The 19,727-nt window shown below is 63.0% G+C and carries 20 protein-coding genes; 7 read left to right on the top strand and 13 right to left on the bottom strand.

Annotated elements, in window-relative coordinates; translation table 11 throughout:
- Positions 1–39: 39 nt before the first annotated feature.
- Entirely contained in the window at positions 40–897 is an 858-nt protein-coding gene (gene mazG, locus P6U30_RS19280; RefSeq protein ID WP_407164523.1) for a nucleoside triphosphate pyrophosphohydrolase, read from the bottom strand.
- Between the two features lie 128 nt (positions 898–1,025).
- Here mazG and queC point away from each other — a divergent pair, with 128 nt between their 5' ends.
- Positions 1,026–1,742, top strand: a complete 717-nt coding sequence (queC, locus tag P6U30_RS19275; RefSeq protein ID WP_407164521.1) for a 7-cyano-7-deazaguanine synthase QueC — start codon at positions 1,026–1,028, stop codon at positions 1,740–1,742.
- Between the two features lie 58 nt (positions 1,743–1,800).
- Here queC and P6U30_RS19270 read toward each other — a convergent pair whose 3' ends face one another.
- The 10 genes from P6U30_RS19270 to P6U30_RS19225 form a co-directional block, all read right to left on the bottom strand.
- A complete protein-coding gene (locus P6U30_RS19270) occupies positions 1,801–2,976 on the bottom strand; it encodes an IS481 family transposase (protein WP_407164520.1) in 1,176 nt (391 codons plus the stop codon).
- A gap of 514 nt (positions 2,977–3,490) precedes the next feature.
- Positions 3,491–3,868 (bottom strand): nitrile hydratase accessory protein, encoded by a 378-nt coding sequence (locus P6U30_RS19265; protein ID WP_407164519.1) that lies wholly within the window; start codon positions 3,866–3,868, stop codon positions 3,491–3,493.
- Positions 3,868–4,527 (bottom strand): nitrile hydratase subunit beta, encoded by a 660-nt coding sequence (gene nthB, locus P6U30_RS19260; RefSeq protein WP_407164517.1) that lies wholly within the window; start codon positions 4,525–4,527, stop codon positions 3,868–3,870. The genes P6U30_RS19265 and nthB overlap by 1 nt, the downstream gene beginning before the upstream one ends.
- Positions 4,524–5,153 (bottom strand): nitrile hydratase subunit alpha, encoded by a 630-nt coding sequence (gene nthA / locus P6U30_RS19255; RefSeq protein WP_407146189.1) that lies wholly within the window; start codon positions 5,151–5,153, stop codon positions 4,524–4,526. The genes nthB and nthA overlap by 4 nt, the downstream gene beginning before the upstream one ends.
- A 211-nt stretch (positions 5,154–5,364) precedes the next feature.
- Positions 5,365–5,646, bottom strand: coding sequence for a hypothetical protein (locus P6U30_RS19250; protein WP_407164516.1), 282 nt, complete (start codon positions 5,644–5,646; stop codon positions 5,365–5,367).
- A gap of 122 nt (positions 5,647–5,768) precedes the next feature.
- A complete protein-coding gene (locus tag P6U30_RS19245; protein WP_407164514.1) occupies positions 5,769–6,755 on the bottom strand; it encodes a transporter substrate-binding domain-containing protein in 987 nt (328 codons plus the stop codon).
- A 351-nt stretch (positions 6,756–7,106) separates the two neighbouring features.
- Positions 7,107–7,403 (bottom strand): hypothetical protein, encoded by a 297-nt coding sequence (locus P6U30_RS19240; RefSeq protein WP_407164512.1) that lies wholly within the window; start codon positions 7,401–7,403, stop codon positions 7,107–7,109.
- A gap of 162 nt (positions 7,404–7,565) precedes the next feature.
- Positions 7,566–7,781, bottom strand: coding sequence for a DUF4167 domain-containing protein (locus P6U30_RS19235; RefSeq protein ID WP_407164511.1), 216 nt, complete (start codon positions 7,779–7,781; stop codon positions 7,566–7,568).
- 696 nt (positions 7,782–8,477) lie between these two features.
- Positions 8,478–10,283, bottom strand: a complete 1,806-nt coding sequence (locus P6U30_RS19230; protein ID WP_407164510.1) for a thiamine pyrophosphate-dependent enzyme — start codon at positions 10,281–10,283, stop codon at positions 8,478–8,480.
- A gap of 96 nt (positions 10,284–10,379) precedes the next feature.
- Positions 10,380–11,588, bottom strand: coding sequence for an oxalate decarboxylase family bicupin (locus tag P6U30_RS19225; protein ID WP_407164508.1), 1,209 nt, complete (start codon positions 11,586–11,588; stop codon positions 10,380–10,382).
- A 168-nt stretch (positions 11,589–11,756) separates the two neighbouring features.
- Here P6U30_RS19225 and P6U30_RS19220 point away from each other — a divergent pair, with 168 nt between their 5' ends.
- The 3 genes from P6U30_RS19220 to P6U30_RS19210 all read left to right on the top strand — a co-directional run bounded on the left by P6U30_RS19220 (position 11,757) and on the right by P6U30_RS19210 (position 12,798).
- Positions 11,757–11,912 (top strand): hypothetical protein, encoded by a 156-nt coding sequence (locus P6U30_RS19220; RefSeq protein WP_407164507.1) that lies wholly within the window; start codon positions 11,757–11,759, stop codon positions 11,910–11,912.
- A gap of 227 nt (positions 11,913–12,139) precedes the next feature.
- Entirely contained in the window at positions 12,140–12,361 is a 222-nt protein-coding gene (locus tag P6U30_RS19215) for a hypothetical protein (protein ID WP_407164505.1), read from the top strand.
- Positions 12,361–12,798, top strand: a complete 438-nt coding sequence (locus tag P6U30_RS19210) for a hypothetical protein (protein ID WP_407164504.1) — start codon at positions 12,361–12,363, stop codon at positions 12,796–12,798. Before P6U30_RS19215 ends, P6U30_RS19210 begins: the two co-directional genes overlap by 1 nt.
- A gap of 210 nt (positions 12,799–13,008) precedes the next feature.
- Here P6U30_RS19210 and P6U30_RS19205 read toward each other — a convergent pair whose 3' ends face one another.
- Positions 13,009–15,630: an MMPL family transporter gene (locus P6U30_RS19205; RefSeq protein WP_407164502.1), complete on the bottom strand. Its 2,622-nt coding sequence runs from the start codon at positions 15,628–15,630 to the stop codon at positions 13,009–13,011.
- Between the two features lie 168 nt (positions 15,631–15,798).
- Positions 15,799–16,464, bottom strand: coding sequence for a GntR family transcriptional regulator (locus P6U30_RS19200; protein WP_407170488.1), 666 nt, complete (start codon positions 16,462–16,464; stop codon positions 15,799–15,801).
- Between the two features lie 112 nt (positions 16,465–16,576).
- On the opposite strand from P6U30_RS19200, the gene P6U30_RS19195 reads away from it, so the two are divergent.
- Genes P6U30_RS19195 through P6U30_RS19185 form a run of 3 tightly spaced genes read left to right on the top strand, consistent with a single transcriptional unit; the run spans position 16,577 to position 19,691 of the window.
- A complete protein-coding gene (locus P6U30_RS19195) occupies positions 16,577–17,374 on the top strand; it encodes an enoyl-CoA hydratase/isomerase family protein (RefSeq protein ID WP_407170487.1) in 798 nt (265 codons plus the stop codon).
- Positions 17,375–17,385: 11 nt separating this feature from the next.
- Positions 17,386–18,645 carry a CaiB/BaiF CoA transferase family protein gene (locus tag P6U30_RS19190; RefSeq protein ID WP_407164500.1) on the top strand — a complete coding sequence of 420 codons (1,260 nt, stop codon included), beginning with the start codon at positions 17,386–17,388 and terminating at the stop codon, positions 18,643–18,645.
- 53 nt (positions 18,646–18,698) lie between these two features.
- Entirely contained in the window at positions 18,699–19,691 is a 993-nt protein-coding gene (locus P6U30_RS19185) for a Bug family tripartite tricarboxylate transporter substrate binding protein (RefSeq protein WP_407164499.1), read from the top strand.
- Positions 19,692–19,727 lie beyond the last annotated feature (36 nt).

Below are 19,727 nucleotides of genomic sequence, written 5' to 3'. Positions count from 1 at the left end.
ATTTCGAGCTCACAGTACCAAGCGGGGCGGGCTGCCGGCTCAGCGCTCTCCAGGCTTGCTCGAGCGGGACGATGGGATCACTTGCTGCTCGCGCTTGGCCTCGTTCCACAGCCCATCCATCTCCTCAAGAGTGGCGTCCTCGAGCGAGCGGCCCTTCGCAGCAAGCGCCTTCTCGATATAGGCGAACCGCCGCTCGAACTTGGCGTTCGTGCCGCGCAACGCGGTTTCCGGGTCGGCGCCGACGTGGCGGGCGAGGTTGACGACCGCAAACATCAGGTCGCCGGTCTCTTCCGCAAGTTCTTGCTTGTCGTCGCGATCGAGCGCGGCCTCGATCTCGTCGGCTTCCTCGCGGATCTTGGCGAGCACGGCGCGCGGATCGTTCCAGTCGAAGCCGACGGTCGAGGCCTTGCACTGCAGCTCCATCGCGCGCGTCAGCGCAGGGAGGCCAGCCTTGACGCTTGCAAGCAGCGAGCTATGCGCGGTTTCCTCGGACTGCCGGCGCGCGGCGCGCTCGGCCTTCTCTTCGGCCTTGATCCGCTCCCACGCGCTCTTGACCCCGGCGGGCTGAATGTTGCCGTCCTTGTCGGCAAACACATGCGGGTGACGGCGGATCATTTTTTTCGTGATCGCCTCGACCACGTCGCCGAAGGCAAAGGCATTCTGCTCCTCAGCCATGCGGGCGTGATAAACGACCTGCAACAGGAGATCGCCGAGCTCGTCGCGAAGGTCATCGAAATCGCCACGCGTGATCGCGTCGGCCACCTCATAGGCTTCCTCGATCGTGTAGGGCGCAATGGTCGCGAAATTCTGCTCGAGATCCCACGGGCAGCCGGTCACTGGCGTGCGCAGCGCGGCCATGATTTCGATCAGGCGGGAAATGTCGCGGGAAGGGGTCATGCGGCACCGGAATGGAGGGGGGTCAGGCTTTATGCCAAATCGACGCTGCCGATCCCAGCAAAACGCGGCGAAATCACGGAACTGTCCACGGATTGGCCGGGCGGCCGAGGAGTGGTAGAGCCCGTTCCATGAGCGATCAGATCAATTCAGATACCGCACTGGTGCTGTTTTCGGGCGGCCAGGATTCCACGACCTGCCTGGCCTGGGCCCTGTCGCGCTTCGCCCGCGTCGAGATGCTCGGCTTCACCTACGGCCAGCGTCACGCCATCGAACTCGACTGCCGCGACCGCCTGCTGGATGGCATCCGGACGCTGCGTCCCGACTGGGCCGCCAAGCTCGGCGACAGCCACACGCTCGCGATCCCGACGCTATCGGACATATCCGACACCGCGCTGACCCGCGACGTCGCCATCGCAATGGGCGCCGACGGGCTGCCCAACACCTTCGTGCCGGGCCGCAACCTGGTGTTCCTCACCTTCGCGGCAGCGCTCGCCTATCGGCGCGGCATCCGCCACATCGTCGGCGGCATGTGCGAGACCGATTACTCCGGCTATCCGGATTGCCGCGATGAGACCATCAAGGCGGTGCAATCAGCGCTCAACCTCGGCATGGCAAAGAACTTCGACCTGCACACGCCGCTGATGTGGCTCGACAAGGCGGCGACCTGGCAGCTTGCAGACGAGCTCGGCGGGGCAGGGCTGGTCAACCTGATCCGCGAGCACTCCCACACCTGCTATCTCGGCGAACGCGGCGCGCAGCACGATTGGGGTTACGGCTGCGGCGAATGCCCGGCCTGCAAGCTGCGGGCGAAGGGATGGCGGGAATACGCAGTGCGCAGATCGTAGCCTCATGTCGCGAGAACGCGATGCCATACCTCAATGACTGTCATCGCCCGCGAAGTGTTTAGCCCGAAGACATGGCTGACACCTGTTCGGACACATCACTGACAGGTTGGCCATCGGTCAAGTCGATTGATGCGATTTGCCAACTGGCGAAGAAGATTCCGTAGTGGCCGTCGCGATCGAGCGGCCGGATAGCAAGACGCTCGCCGAAGAAGGCCTGCGGAACTTTCCAGAACCGTCCCTTGAAGGAGATGTAGCTTCGGGTCGACGAGACGGTCCGAACCGTCTCGCCGACGTCGTATTGCACCTGCGGAAGACGCGCCGGCATCGCGCGTGAACTCGGCCGAAAGCGATCGGCGGGCACCTGCATAGCGAGCCCCTCGTGAGGCCGCTCCAGATTGTAGATCATGCGCCAGGCGTCGAGCGCGCGTTGGACCTCCGGCAAGGTGCGGAAGAGATGCATGGCAAACACTTCCGCGTTGAGGGTGCGATGGAAGCGCTCGTTCTTGCCGCGGCCCTGCGGGTGACACGGTCTGGCATGCACCACCCGGATGCCGAGCTTGAGCAGCCACACCTTCAATCCGGTCCAGCGCACGCCGGATGTGTCGCCCCAAGGTGAGCCATTATCGATATAGAAGGCGTCGGGCAGCCCATAGCGGCGGAACGTGGCCGTCAGATGCTCCTGCACCATGGGTCGCTGCTCGTTCGCACATGCCTTCAGGCACGGGACATAGCGCGAGTGATCGTCGACCACCGTCAGCGGATGGCAACGCATCCCGTTGGCGAGCGGTATGTGGCCTTTGAAGTCCATCTGCCACAATTGATTGGGAGCTTCCTTCTCGAACCGATGTCCAGGGTTGGGCGGCGCATTCTCGCTCGGCTTGATTCTGTCGTTCCGACACAGGATCCGATGCACGGTGGACGGGACAGGCACAGCCTGCCCGCCACGCTTGAGGCAATGGGCGATCTTGCGTGCTCCCCAAGCCGGATGCTTGTCGCGGACGGCGACAACTTCCGCTTCCACCACAGCGGCGCTGCGCTTGGGCATCCTCTTCGGACGGCGCGACTGATCCGCCAACTCCCGATCTCCGGCCTGCCAGCGCCTCAGCCATTTGTAGCCGACGTCAGGGCTGATCCCGAACCGGCGGCATAGCTCCCGCCGGTTCGCTCCTTCCTGCATCGCAAGACGCACGAACTCGCGTCGCTGATCCATGACTGACACCTCGCTCCACGGCATGGACGGCCTCCCGAATCGGACCAATCCAGCCATTCTTGATGTGTCAGCTATGTCTCCGAACACCTGTCAGTGATCTGTCCAGACTAAACAGAAGGCGGGCGATCCAGTATCCCAGAGGCCGCAGTGATTGATCCGAGAGGCCGCAGCGTACCAGATCCCCCGCATGCGCGGAGACGACAGCGGAGAGATGGCTTGCGTCGCGGAGCCTGTCATCGGGCGCGCGTTCGCGCGACCCGTTGGCTCCTCGCAATGACGGCGAGAGAGATCGAACGAGAACTATCATCAGCGTCGTCCTGGCGAAAGCCAGGACCCATTACCCCAAATGTCAGTCGCTGCGCGGCGCTGGGGCCACGATCCCGTTCATCACCAAATGCGGTGGCAGTGGGTCCTGGCTTTCGCAGGACGACGAACGACGAGTCCCGGTCACGACGCCGGCCGCGCAATATCGGCTGCCCTTCGCCGGGACGACAGACGGCCGCGTGTCGGGCAAAACGTCGCGCCAACCGCCTCCGCGCTACGCGAAATCCGCCGGGGCGAGCTCGATCGGCTTGCCGTGCGGGGTGCGGTCCGCGGCGCGATCCCAGGCGTTGCGGTAGCGATGCAGCGTTTCCGACGTCGTCACGCCTTTCGCGGCCACCAGGTGCTCAAGCGTGGCCAGCCAATGCAGGTAGTAGGTCTCGCCGGTGTCGGGATCACCCGCGGCCTGCGCGCGCTTGATCTGGTCGGCGAGGGCGGCCGCCCATTCGGTCCAGGTGAACACGCCCCGGTCGTGCAGCATCAGCGCCATGGCGAAGGCCTGGGCCTCCCAGGGCGCGCGGAACACCGGGCCGGCGTCGTCGCGGGGAATGCTGGAAATGGCGCCGGTCGCGCGAGCCGCCGCGGACGCATCCATCACACCGGCTCCAGATATGGCTCGAACGCATCGATCGAGACCTTGATGGTCGGGTCGGAGTCCGGTCCCCAGAGCTCACGTCCGTCGAACACGACCGTATATAGCCATTGCGGGTTCTCGCCGGCGTCATTTGCAGCGGTGTCGGGGAACACGTGACAGCCGTGATCGCGCTCGACGACGCCGACATGACCGCGCACGTAACGTGGCAACCGGGTGTGCGTAGCAGGGTGGATGTTCTTCGCCCGCACCCGATCGCCGGCCTTGAATTTCGAAGGCGCAGGCGCATCGCGGCCGAACTTGCCGCGCACCATCACGCGCTCGACGTCGGCCACCGAGAACTTGCCGCGCTTGAGGGGGCTCGCCGGCGTCACGGCATGGCCGGCCGCGATGTCGTTCTTGCCGATAAAGCCCTTGTCGAGCAGCAGGGCCTCAAGCCCGAGCAGCCATTTCTTGTAATAGGAGCTCGACAGATAAACGTGGGGCGGCAAGGTCTCGCGGTAGAAACGGGATGCGTCGATGTTGAACGCTCCGGCCGCGCCCATCGCGCGGACCATCGCCAGCACCCGCGATTCCCATTCATGATGGAACATCGGCTCGTTCGGCTCGGGTTCGACCTTGCCGAACCCGTCCATGCCGCCCATGTCGTGGACGCCGTTCATGACGGGGCACCCGGCTGCTTCGGAAATCCGGTGCCGATCATGGAATCGCGCGTCACGAGCTCGGCGAGTTGCTCTTCGCTCCAGCCTTCGGTGCCCTCGGGCCGCATCGGCAGCACCAGGAAGCGAGTTTCTGCAGTCGAATCCCAGACACGGATCTCGGTCTCCTTCGGCAGGCTGACGCCGAAGTCGGCGAGGACGCCGCGCGGATCCTTGACCGCGCGGGAGCGATAGGGCGCGGCCTTGTACCAGACCGGCGGCAGGCCAAGCATCTCCCATGGATAGCAGGAGCAGAGCGTGCAAACGACCATGTTGTGGCGACCCGGTGTGTTCTCGACCGCGACGAGATGGTCGCCGACCCGGCTGACATGGCCGAGGGTGCCGACAGCCTTGGTGGCGTCTTCGAGCAGCGCCTTCTTGAAGGCGGGATCGGTCCAGGCCTTGGCGACGACCCGGGCTCCGTTATGCGGGCCGATCTTCGTCTCGTAAGCCTGCACAATGGCATCGAGCGCGGCCGGCTCGAGATAACCCTTCTCGCTCAGGATCGATTCCAGCGCGCGCACGCGCAGCTCGGTCTCTGACAGCTCGGAGTGGTCGTGATCGTGGTGATGGTGCTCATGATCGCTCATGCCGGCAGGATAGGCGAAGAGGCTATGCGATGTCGAGGCGAACGATTGGCCGGCATTTCACAAAACGCCGCGAGCAGGGAGGTATTGGCGCGTGCCTGTGACGATCGAGAAGGGCCTCGGGCCCGATGGCCGGATCGCGGCGGCGCGTGCCGGGGGCGCTGCGGCAGCCAACAGCGCAGCATGCAGCTTCGAGGAAGAATGCAGATCGTGGCTAAGCCGCCATCGCCTGCTGCAGAGCGATCGCCTGTTCCCGATTCTGGAATGCAATGGCGGTGTGCGTGAAATCGCCGGAGACTTGCGTCTGGGCGATATGGTCCAGGACCTCAGTTCCCTTGACCACGTGGAGATCCATTCCAGCGGCCGAAGGAAAGATACCCAGCACCACGTCGTAGGCATTGACCACGGCCTTGAGCGCGCCGGCCTTGTCATCGGAGGCTTCGATGAAGATGCGAACGTCTGCCGCGAGACTACGCAGCTCGTCAAAATCGATCACGGGTGAACTCCAACGCAACTTGCTGACCGACCCTCCCACGATATGTTTACCGAAGTATAAATCAGGCGGAGGGACAGTTGGCGCCGATCCATCGAGCTGACGCCGTGCGTTGCAAGGAAACGTCAGCGGGACCGAGCATTTCCAAGGGTCTCGAACAGCGTTTGCTGCCACCAGTCGCTCTCGATCTGATCGAGCACGGCGAGATCGAGCATCGGCCGCAGGGGGCTGCCTTTCGGCAGCGCGATCGCATAGCTCTCGCTGCTGAAGCTGGTGTCGACGACACGAACCGAGGCCGAGAAGTCGTTCCGAACCATCCAGGTCAGCAGCGGCTTGTCATGGACGAAGGCATCGATCGTGCCGTGCCCCAACGCGGACAGGCCGCTTTGGATGTCCGGAAACGTTCGAAAGGAAAGCCGCTGACGGGCGAAGTAATCAGTCGTCGCGGAATTCGCGACCGCTCCGACGCGCACGGACCGCAGGTCGTTGAAGCCGTGAACGGAGCCTTCGAGCCCTCTGCGCGTCAGGGTGGAGGTGATACCGGCAGTGAACACTGCGATCGCGATCACGGATGCGATCATCCACCCCATCGCGACGATCCGTCCGGGGAGGGTCGTCGGAGCATTCTGCGCGGCCCCGGCCTGCGTCATGGCGATGGTCGACCACCAGAAGCTGGAGCCGAGTCCCTTGACGCCACCGCCGAAGTGTTCGGTCTTGCGGCGCTCGAACACCCATATCAGGAAGCCGACTGCCATGGCGAAACCAAGCAGCACCGCGACGGCCTGGAAGAAGCCGAAAGAAAGAAGCGCTCGTCCGATCGAGACCCAGGGGTTCTCGCTGACCGGCACCGCAATGCCGAGACCGGTACTGTAAAAGGGCTGGGTGAAATCGACCCTGTGAGCACGCGCGGCGGTCACTGTAATCGCCGCGACACCGACGTCGAAGCTGCCGTTGGCAACGCCATCCAGCAGGTCCGGCACGCTCTGGGTCTCGACCAGCCGAAAACGCAAATGAGCCTGATCGGCGATCCTTTTCCAGAGCGCGATGCTGATACCGCTCCAGCTCCCGTCCGACTGCTTCATCGCGAACGGTGGCGCCTCCTTGGTCGCCACGACCAACTCCTTGTCAGGAGGCGCGGCGCCCTGGGCGTGAAGCCGGCCGCATCCGAACGCAAGCATCGCCAGCGACACAAGGCATAAAAAGGGCCGTCGAAATGACGCGAACGATCTCATTGCGAACCCGATGCGGAGCGACGCTGCCGACTAAACCATCGCTATTTGGCGGCATTTCGTCACGCGCGGGGCGAGTGGGATGAGATCGGACGAGGAAAGCGAGGCCTTCGATATGCTCAGGCCGAGCACATCCCTGGAATCTGCGAGCTAGGCCTGCAGCCAAAACGCAAAGCCCGCCAAACAACGGCGGGTTGCGGCGGACTTTGCGCAAAGCGAGGCGTTCAGTGGATCTTAGTAGCCCGGGCCAATGCCGAAGCTAAATCCTGGCCCCTGAACACCGATGCCAGGCCGGTGATAGTAGCCGTAATCGTCGTCATAATAACGCCGCGGCCCATAGTAGTAGCCCTCACCGCGTATCACGCGATCACCCCGGGTGTGCCAGCATCGCCCGGCGTCGTTACAGACCAGCCGAGCCTGCTGGAGCAGAGGAGCGTTGTCCCTGATCAGGAACTCGTCCGCTGCCGCGTAGGTGCCGGAGGCTATGAGGGCGCCGGCGCCGGCGAGCATCGCCAATGTCAGGTTTCTCATATCTCGTCTCCGTTTAATCCACGCCCCACTGAGAAAACGCCTCAATGTTGGCACTGTTCCTCGTGCTCGGGGCGAGGCGAACTTTTGGGGAACCAGCCAGCCCTGATGGTGACACCAGATGAGTGGCATCTGCAGCAAGCGGCGCCTTGGCCGCGGCTGCGCCTAATGCTTGCCCGAGTTTTCGACGGGCCGCCGCTCGCGCATCAGCCGCAGATAGTGCTCGGCATGCTGAAGGTAATTCTCAGCCGCGACAAGGTCGCCGCTTAATGCCTTGCTACGAGCTAGATCGAGATAGCGTTCATAGGTTCTCTTCGCATCCGGCGACTGTCTCGGTTCGGATGGATAGGCTTTGCCTTTCCATGATCGTCTTCTGGGCATCGGTAACGGCCGGGACTATTTGCGACGTGCCCTGGTTCGGGCCGCCTTTTTTGCGGCTGCGGAGCGCCGCGTCGATCCCTTGGTCTTGGCCGCCTTGCGAGCTGCCGCCGAGCGAGCCGACGCTGAACGGCGCGACGCGGACCGTCGAGCTTGTTTCGACAGTGCCGAGCGTGAGGCCGTGCCTCGGGGTTCTCCCTTGAGGGTCCGGGATACGGCACGCGACACGCGCGGCCGGCGGGTCGTTTTTCGTTTGCCTTGACCTGCCTCATACGCGTACTCGGCGCTTCTGCGCGTTTTCGCTTTCGCCTTGCCTTTCCGGGGTGGTCGAAGGGGAACTCCCGCACGCCTCGCTTTTGACAAACCGATCGCGATCGCCTGTTGCGTCGATCTCGCTCCATGCTTGCCACGGCGGACATCGCGAATTTCTTCACGTACGAACTCGCCCGCCTGCGTGGTTGCTGATTTGCCCGAGCGTCGGTCCCGCTTCGCCTTCTGTATGGTTCGTCGTTCCGGCATGGTCGCTCTCCATGTCTGGTTTCGCAGGTGATTGGCGTCGATACCAACGTCCAGGGAACGAAAATGCTCCTCCGAATATCGCAATGGGCGGCCATGGGGGCGGTGGCTCGCCGGGCTGCGACAGTGCAATCATCCGCCGGGATGTTGAATTTGATCCTCAACCACGGTTCCGGCCGCCCGTCATGCCCTCAGACCCTCTGGCTTCGTGGGCCGTTCTTCGGCATCAACGACGGCTTCAACGAGGGCGGCTCGGGGGGATGCAAGTGCGGCCCGAATAGCTGGACGAACCTCGTCCGGCCTTTCGCAATTGAACGCGTCGGCTCCGCAGCCCTTGGCGAACGCAACGAAATCGATCGGCGACAGTTCACATCCAAAGCTCGGATTGCCGATGTCCTGTTGCTCGAATTTGACTTCGGCCAGGCTGTTGTTTTTCAGCAGAACGATCTTGACAGGCAGGTCATGGGCGACGGCGGTGGAAAGCTCCGCCATCAGCATGGCAAATCCACCGTCGCCGACGACAGCAACCGATTGTCTCCTTGGGAAAGCGAGCTGGGCCGCTATCGCGAATGGCAATCCGGGGGCCATACTGGCGAGCATCCCGGTGCCGGTCAGATGCTGGTTTGGTCGCAGTCGCAGACAGCGCGCGGCAAAGTGCGTGTTGGCGCCGCAATCGAGGGAGATCACCGCATCATCCGCAACTAGGTCGCTGACTGCGCCCACGACCATTTGCGGGCGAAGCGGTGAACGCGGTGTGTTCACCACCTGATCCAGCAGCGCGTTCCAGTCGCGCATTCGACGTTGTGCTTCTGTGAGAAACGAGCGATCCGTCTTGGTCTCGACGAGCGGCAGCAGAGCGCTCAACGTCGACTTGACGTCGGCGACGAGACCGACCTCCACTGGGTATCGCAAGCCAATCCGATCGGCCTTCAGGTCGACCTGGACGCCGCGTGCCTGGCCGGGCGTCGGATAGTATTCCTCCCAGGGCATTGTCGAGCCGAGGATCAGGACGGTGTCACAATTCTTCATCGCCCAGGACGATGGCGCGGTGCCAAGGTCGCCGATGCCGCCGGTGGTGAAGGGCGAGTCGTCGGGCAGGACGGCTCTGCCGAGGAGCGACTTGGCGACGGGAGCTCCGAGCTTGTCCGCAAGCGCCGTCACTTCGACCCGGGCATCCAACGCTCCTTGTCCAGCCAGGACCGCTACGCGCCGGCCGGAATTCAGGATGTCTGCTGCGGCCCGCAACTGATCATCGGGTGCCGTCGCGAGGGCGGTGGTCCACGATGATGACGTCCGTGCGCCGGGGTTCCGCATCGATCGCTTGTCCGCGGAGAGCTTCATCATCTGGACGTCCTTGGAGATCGTCAGATGCGCGACCCCTCGTTCGCCAAGCGCCGCTCGACAGGCGCGATTGCCGACCAGGATGGCGTGCTCGGGACCGGTGACCTGTTCGTTGTAGATCGCTACGTTCTGCATGAGCCTGACCGTGTCCACTCCTTGCTGATAACACAGGCCGGTCAAATCGTGGAAAGTGAGACCAGTCAGAGCGACGACGGGGGCGCCATCGAAGGCCGCATCATAGAGGCCGTTCAGCAGATGAATGGCGCCGGGGCCCGTGGTGCCGATGCAGACGCCGAGCCGACCGGAGTGCTTTGCAAATCCAGAGGCCATGAAAGCGGCGGCTTCTTCGTGTCGAACGCCAATGTAGCGTATGCGATTGGAACGTTTTCGGACCGCCTCGACGATTGAGTTGATGCCGTCGCCCACCACTCCGAAGACATGCGTTGCGCCCCATCCGACGAGGGTCTCGATCAGGACATCGGCGGTTGTCTGATCCGCGCCAAAGGAAGGAGCCGGCTGCGGCGCGATCGATGACGTCGTTTCCGCCGGTGCAGCATGGGCGGGACCGGACCCCATGCCGGCAAGAACCAGACCACCCGTTGCGGCGGTCACAAAGTCACGTCGATGAATTCCGGTCCCGTCAGTCATTGCAAGCTCCCTCAGTGAAACATGCAGCGGCGCCGCATCGCGATCGGCGCGCGCGCTGAAGCAGGGATGCGATTTTCAAGGGAGGCACGCCCTGGCTCAAACCACCGGCTGCTTCTCCTTGCGCAGCTTGTCGAGCACATCGCGCTCAATCTTCAGATGAGCCGCAATCAGATCCGGAGGGGTCAAAGCCATCCATTGCGCGAGCGACACGTCCGTGAATCGCGAAGCCTTGAACAGCTCCAGGAACCGTACAGGCTCGCTGCCGATATTCTCGATGAAGTGGCTCATCGACATCGGCACGTAGCCAACGTCGCCCGCCCGATAGTCGAAAGTTCGGGCGTTGCCTTCGGCGGCGAAGACAGTCATGCGCGCGGCACCGGAGATGTAGTACTGCCACTCGTCGGCGTTCGGATGCCAGTGGATTTCGCGCATATGACCCGGATCGATCTCAACGTGCGCTGCCGCGACGTCGGTCGAAATGAGAAAATTACGCGTGTCGGCGATCCGCACACGGCCGCCCGGTGAATTGTCTGGGGGCTGCTCCATCAATCTGAACACCATGGTCTCGGGGACGGGGCCACGCTCGTCTGCTACGGCGTTGTGCTCGAGCGGAGGAGGGACCTCGCTTTGAAAGATGAACAATTCCTTCTCGGGAATTCGGTCGAGATCTCGCTCCGTGAATCCAAGGTTCTTGGACAACGCCTCTCGGTCGGTGTGTGCGAACAGATCGGTGATCGCGAAGGTGCTGTCCTCCGAGAATTCTCCGTCCGGGAACGCCAGGAGAAACTCGCATCCGTCGTTCCGCAGTCCCTGAATCGAGTGCGGTATCCCCGCTGGGAAGTACCACAGATCGCCCTCACCAACGTCGGCAATGAAGTTGTGACCGTCGTTGTCGACCGCGGTAATCCTCGCACGGCCGGCAAGCATGAAGGCCCATTCGGCCTGCTTGTGCCAGTGCAGTTCACGAACCGCCCCGGACTTCAGGCGCATATTGACGCCAGCCATGGTCGTGGAGATCGGAAGCTCGCGCTGAGTGACCTCCCGAGACCAGCCGCCGTCGCGGATCTTCATGTGCGCGTCAGAGAATGAGAACCGCAGGTTCGGCACGGTCCCATGGTCAGTCGCTGGCGGACGGAGGATATCGGGATTCTGATGCTCACGTTCCGGATTACGTGGACCGATGATCGTCGCTCCCTTTTGCCCAATCACGGGCTCCTCCGCACTCGCCATATGCATCACCGTACCTGCACCCATTGCGGCCGTGCCTGTCAAAACGCTTCTTCGGCTCGGAAAATTGAAACTCATGTCGTGACCTCAAGCGGCTGACGTGCCGGCCCTTGCGCTATCGCCAGCAGCCACCTCACATTTCGCACAGATGACCTTCTTCAAGTTTTGCGAAGCCAAGGACAATGCAGTGAATGAAAGGTGGGCGAGACTCAGCTTCCGGGTCGTTCATGCAAGAGGGGACGTGCAATGATCATCATTGCAGCCTTCTCGTTCAGGGTCTCCAACGGCAGCGGCAAGCGCTGGTTCCTGCGCGATGGTCAATCATTGGAGAGGATCGCTGAAAACGACGGCCCTTCCGGAAGCGTCAGCTCCAATTCTGGTCGTGGACGGCGCGTATTCTAAGCCGACGATGACGGATCGCTCGCGCGCGCAAGACAGGCTTCGTATCCTGAGCCCGCTCAGCGCGAGACCCGGCACCCCAGGCCCTGGCCTCGGCGGCCTTGACGGACATCAACGTTGGTGCGGCAGGACCATCCAGCCGGTTGGGGGCGAATGCCCCCATAAGGTCACGGGCGGGCAGGAACCTTAGGTTCAGGTTGCGATTGTCACGGCAGCAGAAGGAGACCGCGATGGCAACGCTTTTAGTCATGGATCACACCGGCGACACCCGTCACTACTTCGATCCCGGGGACCGCGAGCAACTGGCCGAGGCAGAGGCCCGCTTCAAGCAACTGATTTCGGACGGCTATACGGCGGCGACGCGGAGGCCGAGCGGGAACTCAGTGCTGGCGCGCTCACTGGATCCGACGGCGGAAGAGACCTTGTTCTATCCGCGGCTGGTGGGCGGATAATGCGGCTTCATCCGCACGAGGCGTTATTGGCGTTCCGGCGCGCGGCGGGAGCGCTCTATGCGACGGCGGTCGCGATACGGGAGCGGTGGCGCGCCTATGAGAAGATCGAGGCTCGCGGGATGACCTTGTTGTCCCGCTGGCTCTCGCCGGAGCAACGGTCCGAGTTCGAGAAATACAAGCGCTTCGACGTCATCGGCAATGAGTCCGGCAAGCGCTATCGCATTTGCTATGGAACCGCGACCAACGTCTACGAGCTGGACGACAAGGGCCATGTCGTAGTCGGGTGGTGCTTCCGGCCCATCGGGTCCCTGGTGGCGGGCGACGTGATGCTCGCGCAGAAGATCGCGTTGGAGGTTGACGAGCGCGGAACCCTGATGGTTGCCAAACCATTCCCCGGCTCGATGCCACCACGGGCGGGCTTGCTGCCCACCGGCTAGCACCGGCAGGAACGCGGCTCGCACGTTTCGCTGCATGGCATGAACGGCTGTATGGCATGAACGCATGCCTGCGATCGCCAGCTCGTACGTTTCAACCTAGTGCAAGGACTCGTCTCGCGCACGCGCACGTCCTCGCGCACGCGTGCGCCGACGTACTGGTGAGCGCTTTCCTGTCGATCCCGGTGGTCCAGCGGCTCGGCTAAGACACGATCACTCCGCGGCCTGATCGAGGTTCTGGCGGGTCTCTTCGAATTCGCTGACCTGCCGCGGCGGGCCCATGAGAACCGGCTGGAACAGCACCGCGGCAGCCATGGTGCAGAGCAGCGCCAGTCCCATCAATTTTCCCATGCTGGACATGCCGGGATAGTTCGACGCCCACATGCTGCCAAATGCGATGGCGTTTGTCATGGCGCTGAATACGACGGCCCGCGTCAGGGCCGACTGCAACAGGCCGGTCTTCCCGGCGCGCCAAGCCATGATGTAGTAAATCTTGAATGCGACGCCGACTCCCAGCAACAGGGGGAGGGCGATGATGTTGGCAAAGTTCAAGGCGAGCCCGCCGAGCACGCAGATCTCGAGCGTGACTGCACCGGCCAGCAGCAGCGGAACGATAGTCAGCAGGACGTCCGTGAACCGTCTCAGAGTGACAAAGAGCAGGACTGAAATTGCGACCAGCGCAAATGCCCCCGCTTCGATGAAGGCGGCCGTGATGGTGCGGCCACCTTCGTAATAGGTGATGGCTGCTCCCGCGGCCGTCGGTGCAGCGTTGAGAACAGCTGCGGCAAATTCCTGCAAAACGTGGCTGTCGTTTGGGTCCCCCTTGGGAAGCGCCTCGACACGCGCCCTACCATCAGGCAGCACCCAGTCGCGGAGCAGGTCGGGCGGCAACGTCTTGATGCTTATGGGCTGAGGGGACATGCTTTGGCGCAATTGCTCGAGATCAAAGAGCAGCGGTGACACCACGGCTGCTTCGGCCTTCTGGCGCGTGCCGGCGTCCGTCTCGGCGAGACGCGTCAGCAGGGTCGTCACATTCCTGGCAGCATCCGCGGCGGCGCCTTGTTGGCTTCCGGCGGCTTCCGACAGTGTCTTTGCCGCGTTCCTTACCGAAGCTACGGTCTGCTCGTCGGTTGGAGCGGTGTGATTTCTCGGCGCGAGCGCGGGGCGAAGTCTACCCGACGCCGATCTCAATTCTGCGATCTTGGCATCTTGATCGCTGGGAACATAATTGTTCACCGTGACGGTGCGAGACACCTGCGGGAGCGCATTGAGCCGCGTCGCTGTTGCCGTGGCTTGCTCGATCGACGGCGCCAATACCTCGGCATCGCTGCCGCTGGTTTCCGGATCACTCTGCAATTCTCGATAGGTTACGACAGCCGGAGAATTCGGGCTCTGCAGGTTGACGGGATTGAAGTCGAACGGCAGGTGCAACAACAGCGGAGAAGCCGCGACGACCACGCCGATGGTTGCCACCACAACGGCGATGCGGTGACGCTGAAGGAAATCATCCAGCGGTCCAAGCGACGTGAAACCGACATGCGCGGCTTCGCCCGGTGGATTGAGCAGAGCCAGCATCGCCGGCACCAGCGTGATGCTGCACGCAAACGCGATCAGCATGCCGCAGCCCGCGATCAATCCGAGTTCGGAGAGACCGCTATAGCTGGTGGGCAGGAATGCGAAGAAGCCGACGGCCGTCGCCGCCGCGGCCAGGGCGAGGGGGGTGCCGACCTTCCTCGCCGCGCTCTCCAGCGCCGGTTGCAACTTGCCGAGCTCGTGCCGCTCGGCGCGATATCGCACGCTGAACTGAATGCCGAAGTCGACGCCAAGCCCCACAAAGAGCACGAAGAATGCGATCGAGATCAGGTTGAACGAGCCGACCATCGCGAGCCCGAGCGCTGCGGTTGTCGCAAGTCCCACTAGCAGGCTGAAGAAGACGGCGGCAATGATCTTCCATGATCGCAGCGCCAACCACAGGGCGATCAGGACACCCACCGCGGCGGTGAGCGTGTCGCGCAACGCGCTGTCTCGTATGACCGAAAACTGCTGATCGTCCATGGGGACTTGGCCAGTCAGTTTGACGACGGCGCCAAACTTCTGCTTGAGGTCCAGTTGCGCCGCGGCGTCGTGAATGCCCCGGTCGGCAGCCGATCCCGGCTGCAACTTGGTAAAATCAAGATGGGGCTCGATCTCGAGGAAATGCCGCCGCTCCTCCAGGGATGAGTGATGCCCCTGCAACAGTTCCTTCCAGGAGAAGCTGGCCGGTTTGCCGGACAACACGTCATTGAGGGTTTCGGCAGCCAGCGTGAGGGGCCATTTCAACTGCTCGAGCGTGAGCTGTCCGTGCCGCACTTGATCTGCCGCAAACGACAGCACGTTCATGACGCCGCGCAGGCTCGGATCCCGCGAGAGCTGGCTCAGGAGCGGCTCCGCTTGGGTCAGGCCAGCGATGGTCTGCCTGACGTCAGACGTCGAGCCTAACAGAAGCTGGTTGCGGCCGAAGAAATCTCCACTGTCGGGCTGCGCGACTCGCGGAAAGAGGCCGGCGTTCTGTTTCAAAGCCTGTGCAAGCGCGTTTGTCGCTTGCTCGGAATTCTCCGGCGTGGACGCGGTTATGACCGCCGAGATGCCCTTCTGCGGAAACGCCCGCATGAAGGCGATTTGTCGCGCGTGCCAAGGCAAGTCCTGCGCGATCAATCGTTCGACGTCAGTGTTGATCGAAAAGCGCGTCACGTCGAAGATGGCCGCTGCCACCATCAACACCACTCCGGCGGCGATCACGGCCCAGTGAAATTGGGCGCAGACAGAAACTGTTCTGACGATCGCCGAACGGATCATTACAATCTGCTCAACCGCGTGAGGATCCAAGGAACAATGGCAAAACGCGCCGGACCGGCAGATTGTTCGGACCCCGAGCACTAAACTTCCGTTAGGAACCAGGAACGCCAGAGAGGGTTAGGCGACCGCGGCGGGCACGAGCACGCGCAAAGGGTCTTGCAAGGCGTCTCACGCGATTTGGCGGGGGAGATCGATTCCGTCCGTGTCCGCGAATCCTGCTTGCAGGACCTCCTCGCGCTTGTGGCGGAGATGGGCGCGCAGGACATGGGAGAGGCCAACGCCGTCACGGCGCTGGAGCGCGTTGAGAATTGCTTCGTGCTCCTGGACCGCGCGCGCCCAGCGCTGCGGCGTCATCGGCGTAACATAGCGCGCGCGCCGAATGCGCGCCGTCACCGAAGCATAGAGACCCGTGAGTACGGGATTTCCGGCCGCGGTGACGATGGCTTCGTGAATCGCGCGATTGCCCCGGTAGTACTGGATCAAGTCTCCCTCGTGGTAATGCTGCACCATGGCCGCATGCGTCGCCGCTATCGCGTCGATCTCGCCGTCCGTGATGCGTTCGCAGGCCAATTCGCCGGCGAGCGCCTCGAGCCCCTGGCAGACCTCGAACAGGTCGCGCATGTCCCGGTCCGTCAGTTTTGCCGCGCGTGAGCCGCGATGGGGCAGCAACTGCACGAGGCCTTCGGCGGCGAGCACCTTGAGCGCTTCGCGCAGCGGCGTGCGCGAAATCTCCAGCCGATCGCACAATTCGCGCTCGGGGATCCGCGCGCCCGGAGGGATTTCGCCGTCCAGCAGGATGGCGCGAATGCGTCCGACAACCTCCTCGTGAAGCATGGCCAAGCCCTTTTGCATGCAAATCAGAACTTTTCGGATAGGTGTCGGGAATTATAGCTTGAATATTTCGAATTTTGCATTCAAAAAGGAAAAAACGACGGGACGCGAGGAAATGGACCTAGAGGTCGCAGCGAGCGAAGACCTGGTTTTCGAGCACCAGGGCGGTGTCGGGTGGATTACTTTCAACCGACCGCAGGCGCGCAATGCCTTCACCTTCGCCATGTATGAGCGGCTCGCCGCGATTTGCGAGCAAGCCAATGGCGATCATTCGATAAAGGTCCTTGTGCTGCGCGGCGCCGGCGACAAGGCCTTCGCCTCGGGAACTGACATCAAGCAGTTCCGCGAATTCAAGGCGCCGCAGGACGCACTCGACTACGAGAACCGGATTGATCGCGTGCTGACCACGCTCGAGCAGTGCCGGGTCCCGACAATCGCGGCGATCAACGGGTTTTGCACCGGCGGAGGCGCAGGCATTGCCGCAGCCTGCGACCTGCGGATCGGCACGAAAAGTACCAAAATCGGATTTCCCATCGCCCGGACGCTCGGCAACTGCTTGTCGATGTCCAATATCAGCCGTCTCACCGCGCTCATTGGCGCCGCGCGCGTCAAGGATCTGATCTTCACTGCACGGCTTATCGATGCCACCGAGGCCGCAAGCCTGGGACTGCTGGGCGAGGTCGTCGACGATGTTGCGGCGCTCGACCAGCGTGCGCAAGAAGTCGCCCGGCTGCTGGCCGGTCACGCCCCGCTGACACTGAACGCGACCAAGCAGGCGGTGGCCCGCCTGCAAAAGCGGCTGACGCGGGATGAGGGCGAAGACCTCATCCTGATGTGCTACACGAGCCAGGATTTTCGCGAAGGGCTCGATGCTTTCCTCAACAAGCGCGCGCCGCAGTGGCGCGGTCAATAGGGCAGGCGCCGATGCCAAGCGATCAATCGCAATCCACCTCTCGCCGTTCGGGACCGCTTGCCGGCCTCAAGGTCATCGATCTCACCCATGTAATGGCGGGCCCGACCTGCACGCTGATGCTCGCCGACATGGGCGCGGATGTCATCAAGATCGAGAAATGGCCGAACGGTGATGACACACGCCACTCGGTGCCGCCGAAGATTGGCGACGAGGCGGCTTCCTTCCTGATGATGAACCGCAACAAGCGCGGCATCGTGCTCGACTTGAAGACCGATGGCGGCAAGCAGGTGCTGCGGCGGCTGATCGCGAGCGCCGACGTGTTGGTCGAGAATTTCGCGCCTGGCGCGATGGAGCGCCTGGGCTTCGGCTATGAAGCGCTGCACAAGGAATATCCTGCGCTGATCTATTGCTCGCTGTCGGGCTTTGGCCGCACCGGCCCGTACAAGCATCGCAGGGGATTCGATCTGGTGGCGCAGGCGATGAGCGGCATCATGAGCTTTACCGGCGAGCGTCCTGACGGGCCGCCGGTGAAATGCGGGCCGCCATTGTCCGACATCACCGCGGGGCTGCTCGCGAGCATGGGAATTCTGGCCGCCTATACCCACCGCCTGAAGACCGGCGAGGGGCAATGGGTCGAGACGTCGCTTTATGAAGCGGCCCTGGTGCAGACCTACTGGCAATCGACCATCGCACTTGCCGCGGGCACCGCGCCGCGCGCAATGGGCTCGGCGCATCCGCTTAACGCGCCGTATCAGGCCTTTGAGGCCTCCGACGGCTGGCTCGTGGTCGGCGGCGCCAACAAGAAGCACTGGCTGCTGATGCTGGAAGCGCTCGGCGCCACCGAGCTCGCCGCCGATCCGCGCTTCGTGACCGGCGCCGACCGGATGGCGAATCTGAAGGAGCTCGAGGCTGTCTTGAGCGAACGCTTCCGCGCCAGGCCGCGATCGCATTGGCTCGCGGCGCTCGACGAGAAGGGCGTGCCGTGTGGACCCGTGCACGACATGCTGCAAGCTCTGAGCGATCCGCAGACGCTGGCGCGCGAGATGGTCGTCGAGGTCGAGCATTCCACGCTTGGACCTGTGAAGACGATCGGTCTTCCTGTCAAATTCTCGGAGACGCCGGGCAAGGTGCAGTCAGGCGCTCCGATCTATGGCGAGCACACGCGCGCGGTGCTGGCCGAGCATGGGTTCGATACAGAGCAAATCGAAGCGCTCGAGAAAGAAGGCGCAATCGTTTCGGCGTCCGGGAAGGGGAAGCAGCGCGTCGCCTAGCGGACATCGATACGACCGATCAGAACAACAGAAAAGATCAGCCGGAGGAGATCATGCGTCGGACATCAACACTTCTGCTTGCCGCGGCTGCAACCGCGCTCGCCGGCACGATGCCGGCGCGTGCCGCCTGGCAACCGCAAAAGCCGATTGAATTCGTGGCCACTGCCGGGCCGGGCGGCGGGACCGACAATCTCGCCCGCGCGGTGCAGAACATCGTCACCAAGTACAAGCTGACCGATCAGCCGATCGTCGTCGTCAACAAGGGCGGCGGCAGCGGTGCGGAAGGCTATGTCTACGGCAAGGCATCCGCGGGCGACCCCTACAAGGTGATCTTCGGCACGTCGAATGCCTGGCAGCAGCCGCTCGTCTCCAAGGTCGCTTTCAACTATACCGATCTCACCCCGATCGCGGCGATGGCGCAGGACGAGTTCCTGCTCTGGGTCAAGCAGGACGCGCCCTACAAGACGGCAGGGGACTACCTGAAAGCGGCTGCATCGGGCGACTTCAAAATGGGCGGTGCGCAGTCGAAGGATACCGACGAAGTGCTGACCCGCATGATCGAGAAGGTCGGTCACGTCAAGCTGACCTACATCCCCTTCAAGAGCGGCGCGGAGGCTGCCGTACAGCTCGCCGGCGGGCACATCGATTCCCATGTCAACAATCCGAGCGAGAGCCTCGGGCAGTGGCGCGGCGGCACGCAGCGGCCGCTCTGCGCTTTCAGCCCCAAGCGGCTGCCACAGGGTGCCAAGGTCACGGCGACAGAAGGCTGGAGCGACGTGCCGACCTGTGTCGAGCAGGGGCTCGACATCAAGCAATATGAGCAGCCGCGTACGGTGTGGCTGCCGGGCAAGGTCACGCCCGATCAGACTGCGTTCTACATCGACCTCATGAAGAAGGTGCAGGCCACGCCGGAATGGAAGGACTACATCGAGAAAACCTCCCAGGTCGACACCTTCCTAACCGGGCCCGACCTCGACAAGTTCATCAAGCAGGACATCGAGCACGTCAAGCAGGTCGCGAGCGAGCAGGGCTGGCTCGTCAAGTAGTCGGACGTCCACGCGCCATGATGTCCTGTTGTCTCG

This window comes from Bradyrhizobium sp. ORS 111 (genome assembly GCF_045571485.1).
In the GTDB taxonomy this organism is placed as follows: domain Bacteria; phylum Pseudomonadota; class Alphaproteobacteria; order Rhizobiales; family Xanthobacteraceae; genus Bradyrhizobium.
Note: the sequence above shows the minus strand (reverse complement) of the source record. Positions and strands in the feature narration are given on the sequence as shown.

Excerpts from the sequence above, each read along its gene's own strand:
- P6U30_RS19230 (WP_407164510.1), bottom strand. The coding sequence starts at position 10,283 with ATGACTGACGGGACCGGAATTCATCGACGTGACTTTGTGACCGCCGCA.
- P6U30_RS19265 (WP_407164519.1), bottom strand. The coding sequence starts at position 3,868 with ATGGATGCGTCCGCGGCGGCTCGCGCGACCGGCGCCATTTCCAGCATT.
- P6U30_RS19225 (WP_407164508.1), bottom strand. The coding sequence starts at position 11,588 with ATGAGTTTCAATTTTCCGAGCCGAAGAAGCGTTTTGACAGGCACGGCC.
- P6U30_RS19240 (WP_407164512.1), bottom strand. The coding sequence starts at position 7,403 with ATGAGAAACCTGACATTGGCGATGCTCGCCGGCGCCGGCGCCCTCATA.
- P6U30_RS19270 (WP_407164520.1), bottom strand. The coding sequence starts at position 2,976 with ATGCCGTGGAGCGAGGTGTCAGTCATGGATCAGCGACGCGAGTTCGTG.
- P6U30_RS19200 (WP_407170488.1), bottom strand. The coding sequence starts at position 16,464 with ATGCTTCACGAGGAGGTTGTCGGACGCATTCGCGCCATCCTGCTGGAC.
- P6U30_RS19215 (WP_407164505.1), top strand. The coding sequence starts at position 12,140 with ATGGCAACGCTTTTAGTCATGGATCACACCGGCGACACCCGTCACTAC.
- P6U30_RS19205 (WP_407164502.1), bottom strand. The coding sequence starts at position 15,630 with ATGATCCGTTCGGCGATCGTCAGAACAGTTTCTGTCTGCGCCCAATTT.
- P6U30_RS19235 (WP_407164511.1), bottom strand. The coding sequence starts at position 7,781 with ATGCCCAGAAGACGATCATGGAAAGGCAAAGCCTATCCATCCGAACCG.
- P6U30_RS19220 (WP_407164507.1), top strand. The coding sequence starts at position 11,757 with ATGATCATCATTGCAGCCTTCTCGTTCAGGGTCTCCAACGGCAGCGGC.
- P6U30_RS19190 (WP_407164500.1), top strand. The coding sequence starts at position 17,386 with ATGCCAAGCGATCAATCGCAATCCACCTCTCGCCGTTCGGGACCGCTT.
- P6U30_RS19185 (WP_407164499.1), top strand. The coding sequence starts at position 18,699 with ATGCGTCGGACATCAACACTTCTGCTTGCCGCGGCTGCAACCGCGCTC.
- P6U30_RS19210 (WP_407164504.1), top strand. The coding sequence starts at position 12,361 with ATGCGGCTTCATCCGCACGAGGCGTTATTGGCGTTCCGGCGCGCGGCG.
- P6U30_RS19195 (WP_407170487.1), top strand. The coding sequence starts at position 16,577 with ATGGACCTAGAGGTCGCAGCGAGCGAAGACCTGGTTTTCGAGCACCAG.
- queC (WP_407164521.1), top strand. The coding sequence starts at position 1,026 with ATGAGCGATCAGATCAATTCAGATACCGCACTGGTGCTGTTTTCGGGC.
- nthB (WP_407164517.1), bottom strand. The coding sequence starts at position 4,527 with ATGAACGGCGTCCACGACATGGGCGGCATGGACGGGTTCGGCAAGGTC.
- nthA (WP_407146189.1), bottom strand. The coding sequence starts at position 5,153 with ATGAGCGATCATGAGCACCATCACCACGATCACGACCACTCCGAGCTG.
- mazG (WP_407164523.1), bottom strand. The coding sequence starts at position 897 with ATGACCCCTTCCCGCGACATTTCCCGCCTGATCGAAATCATGGCCGCG.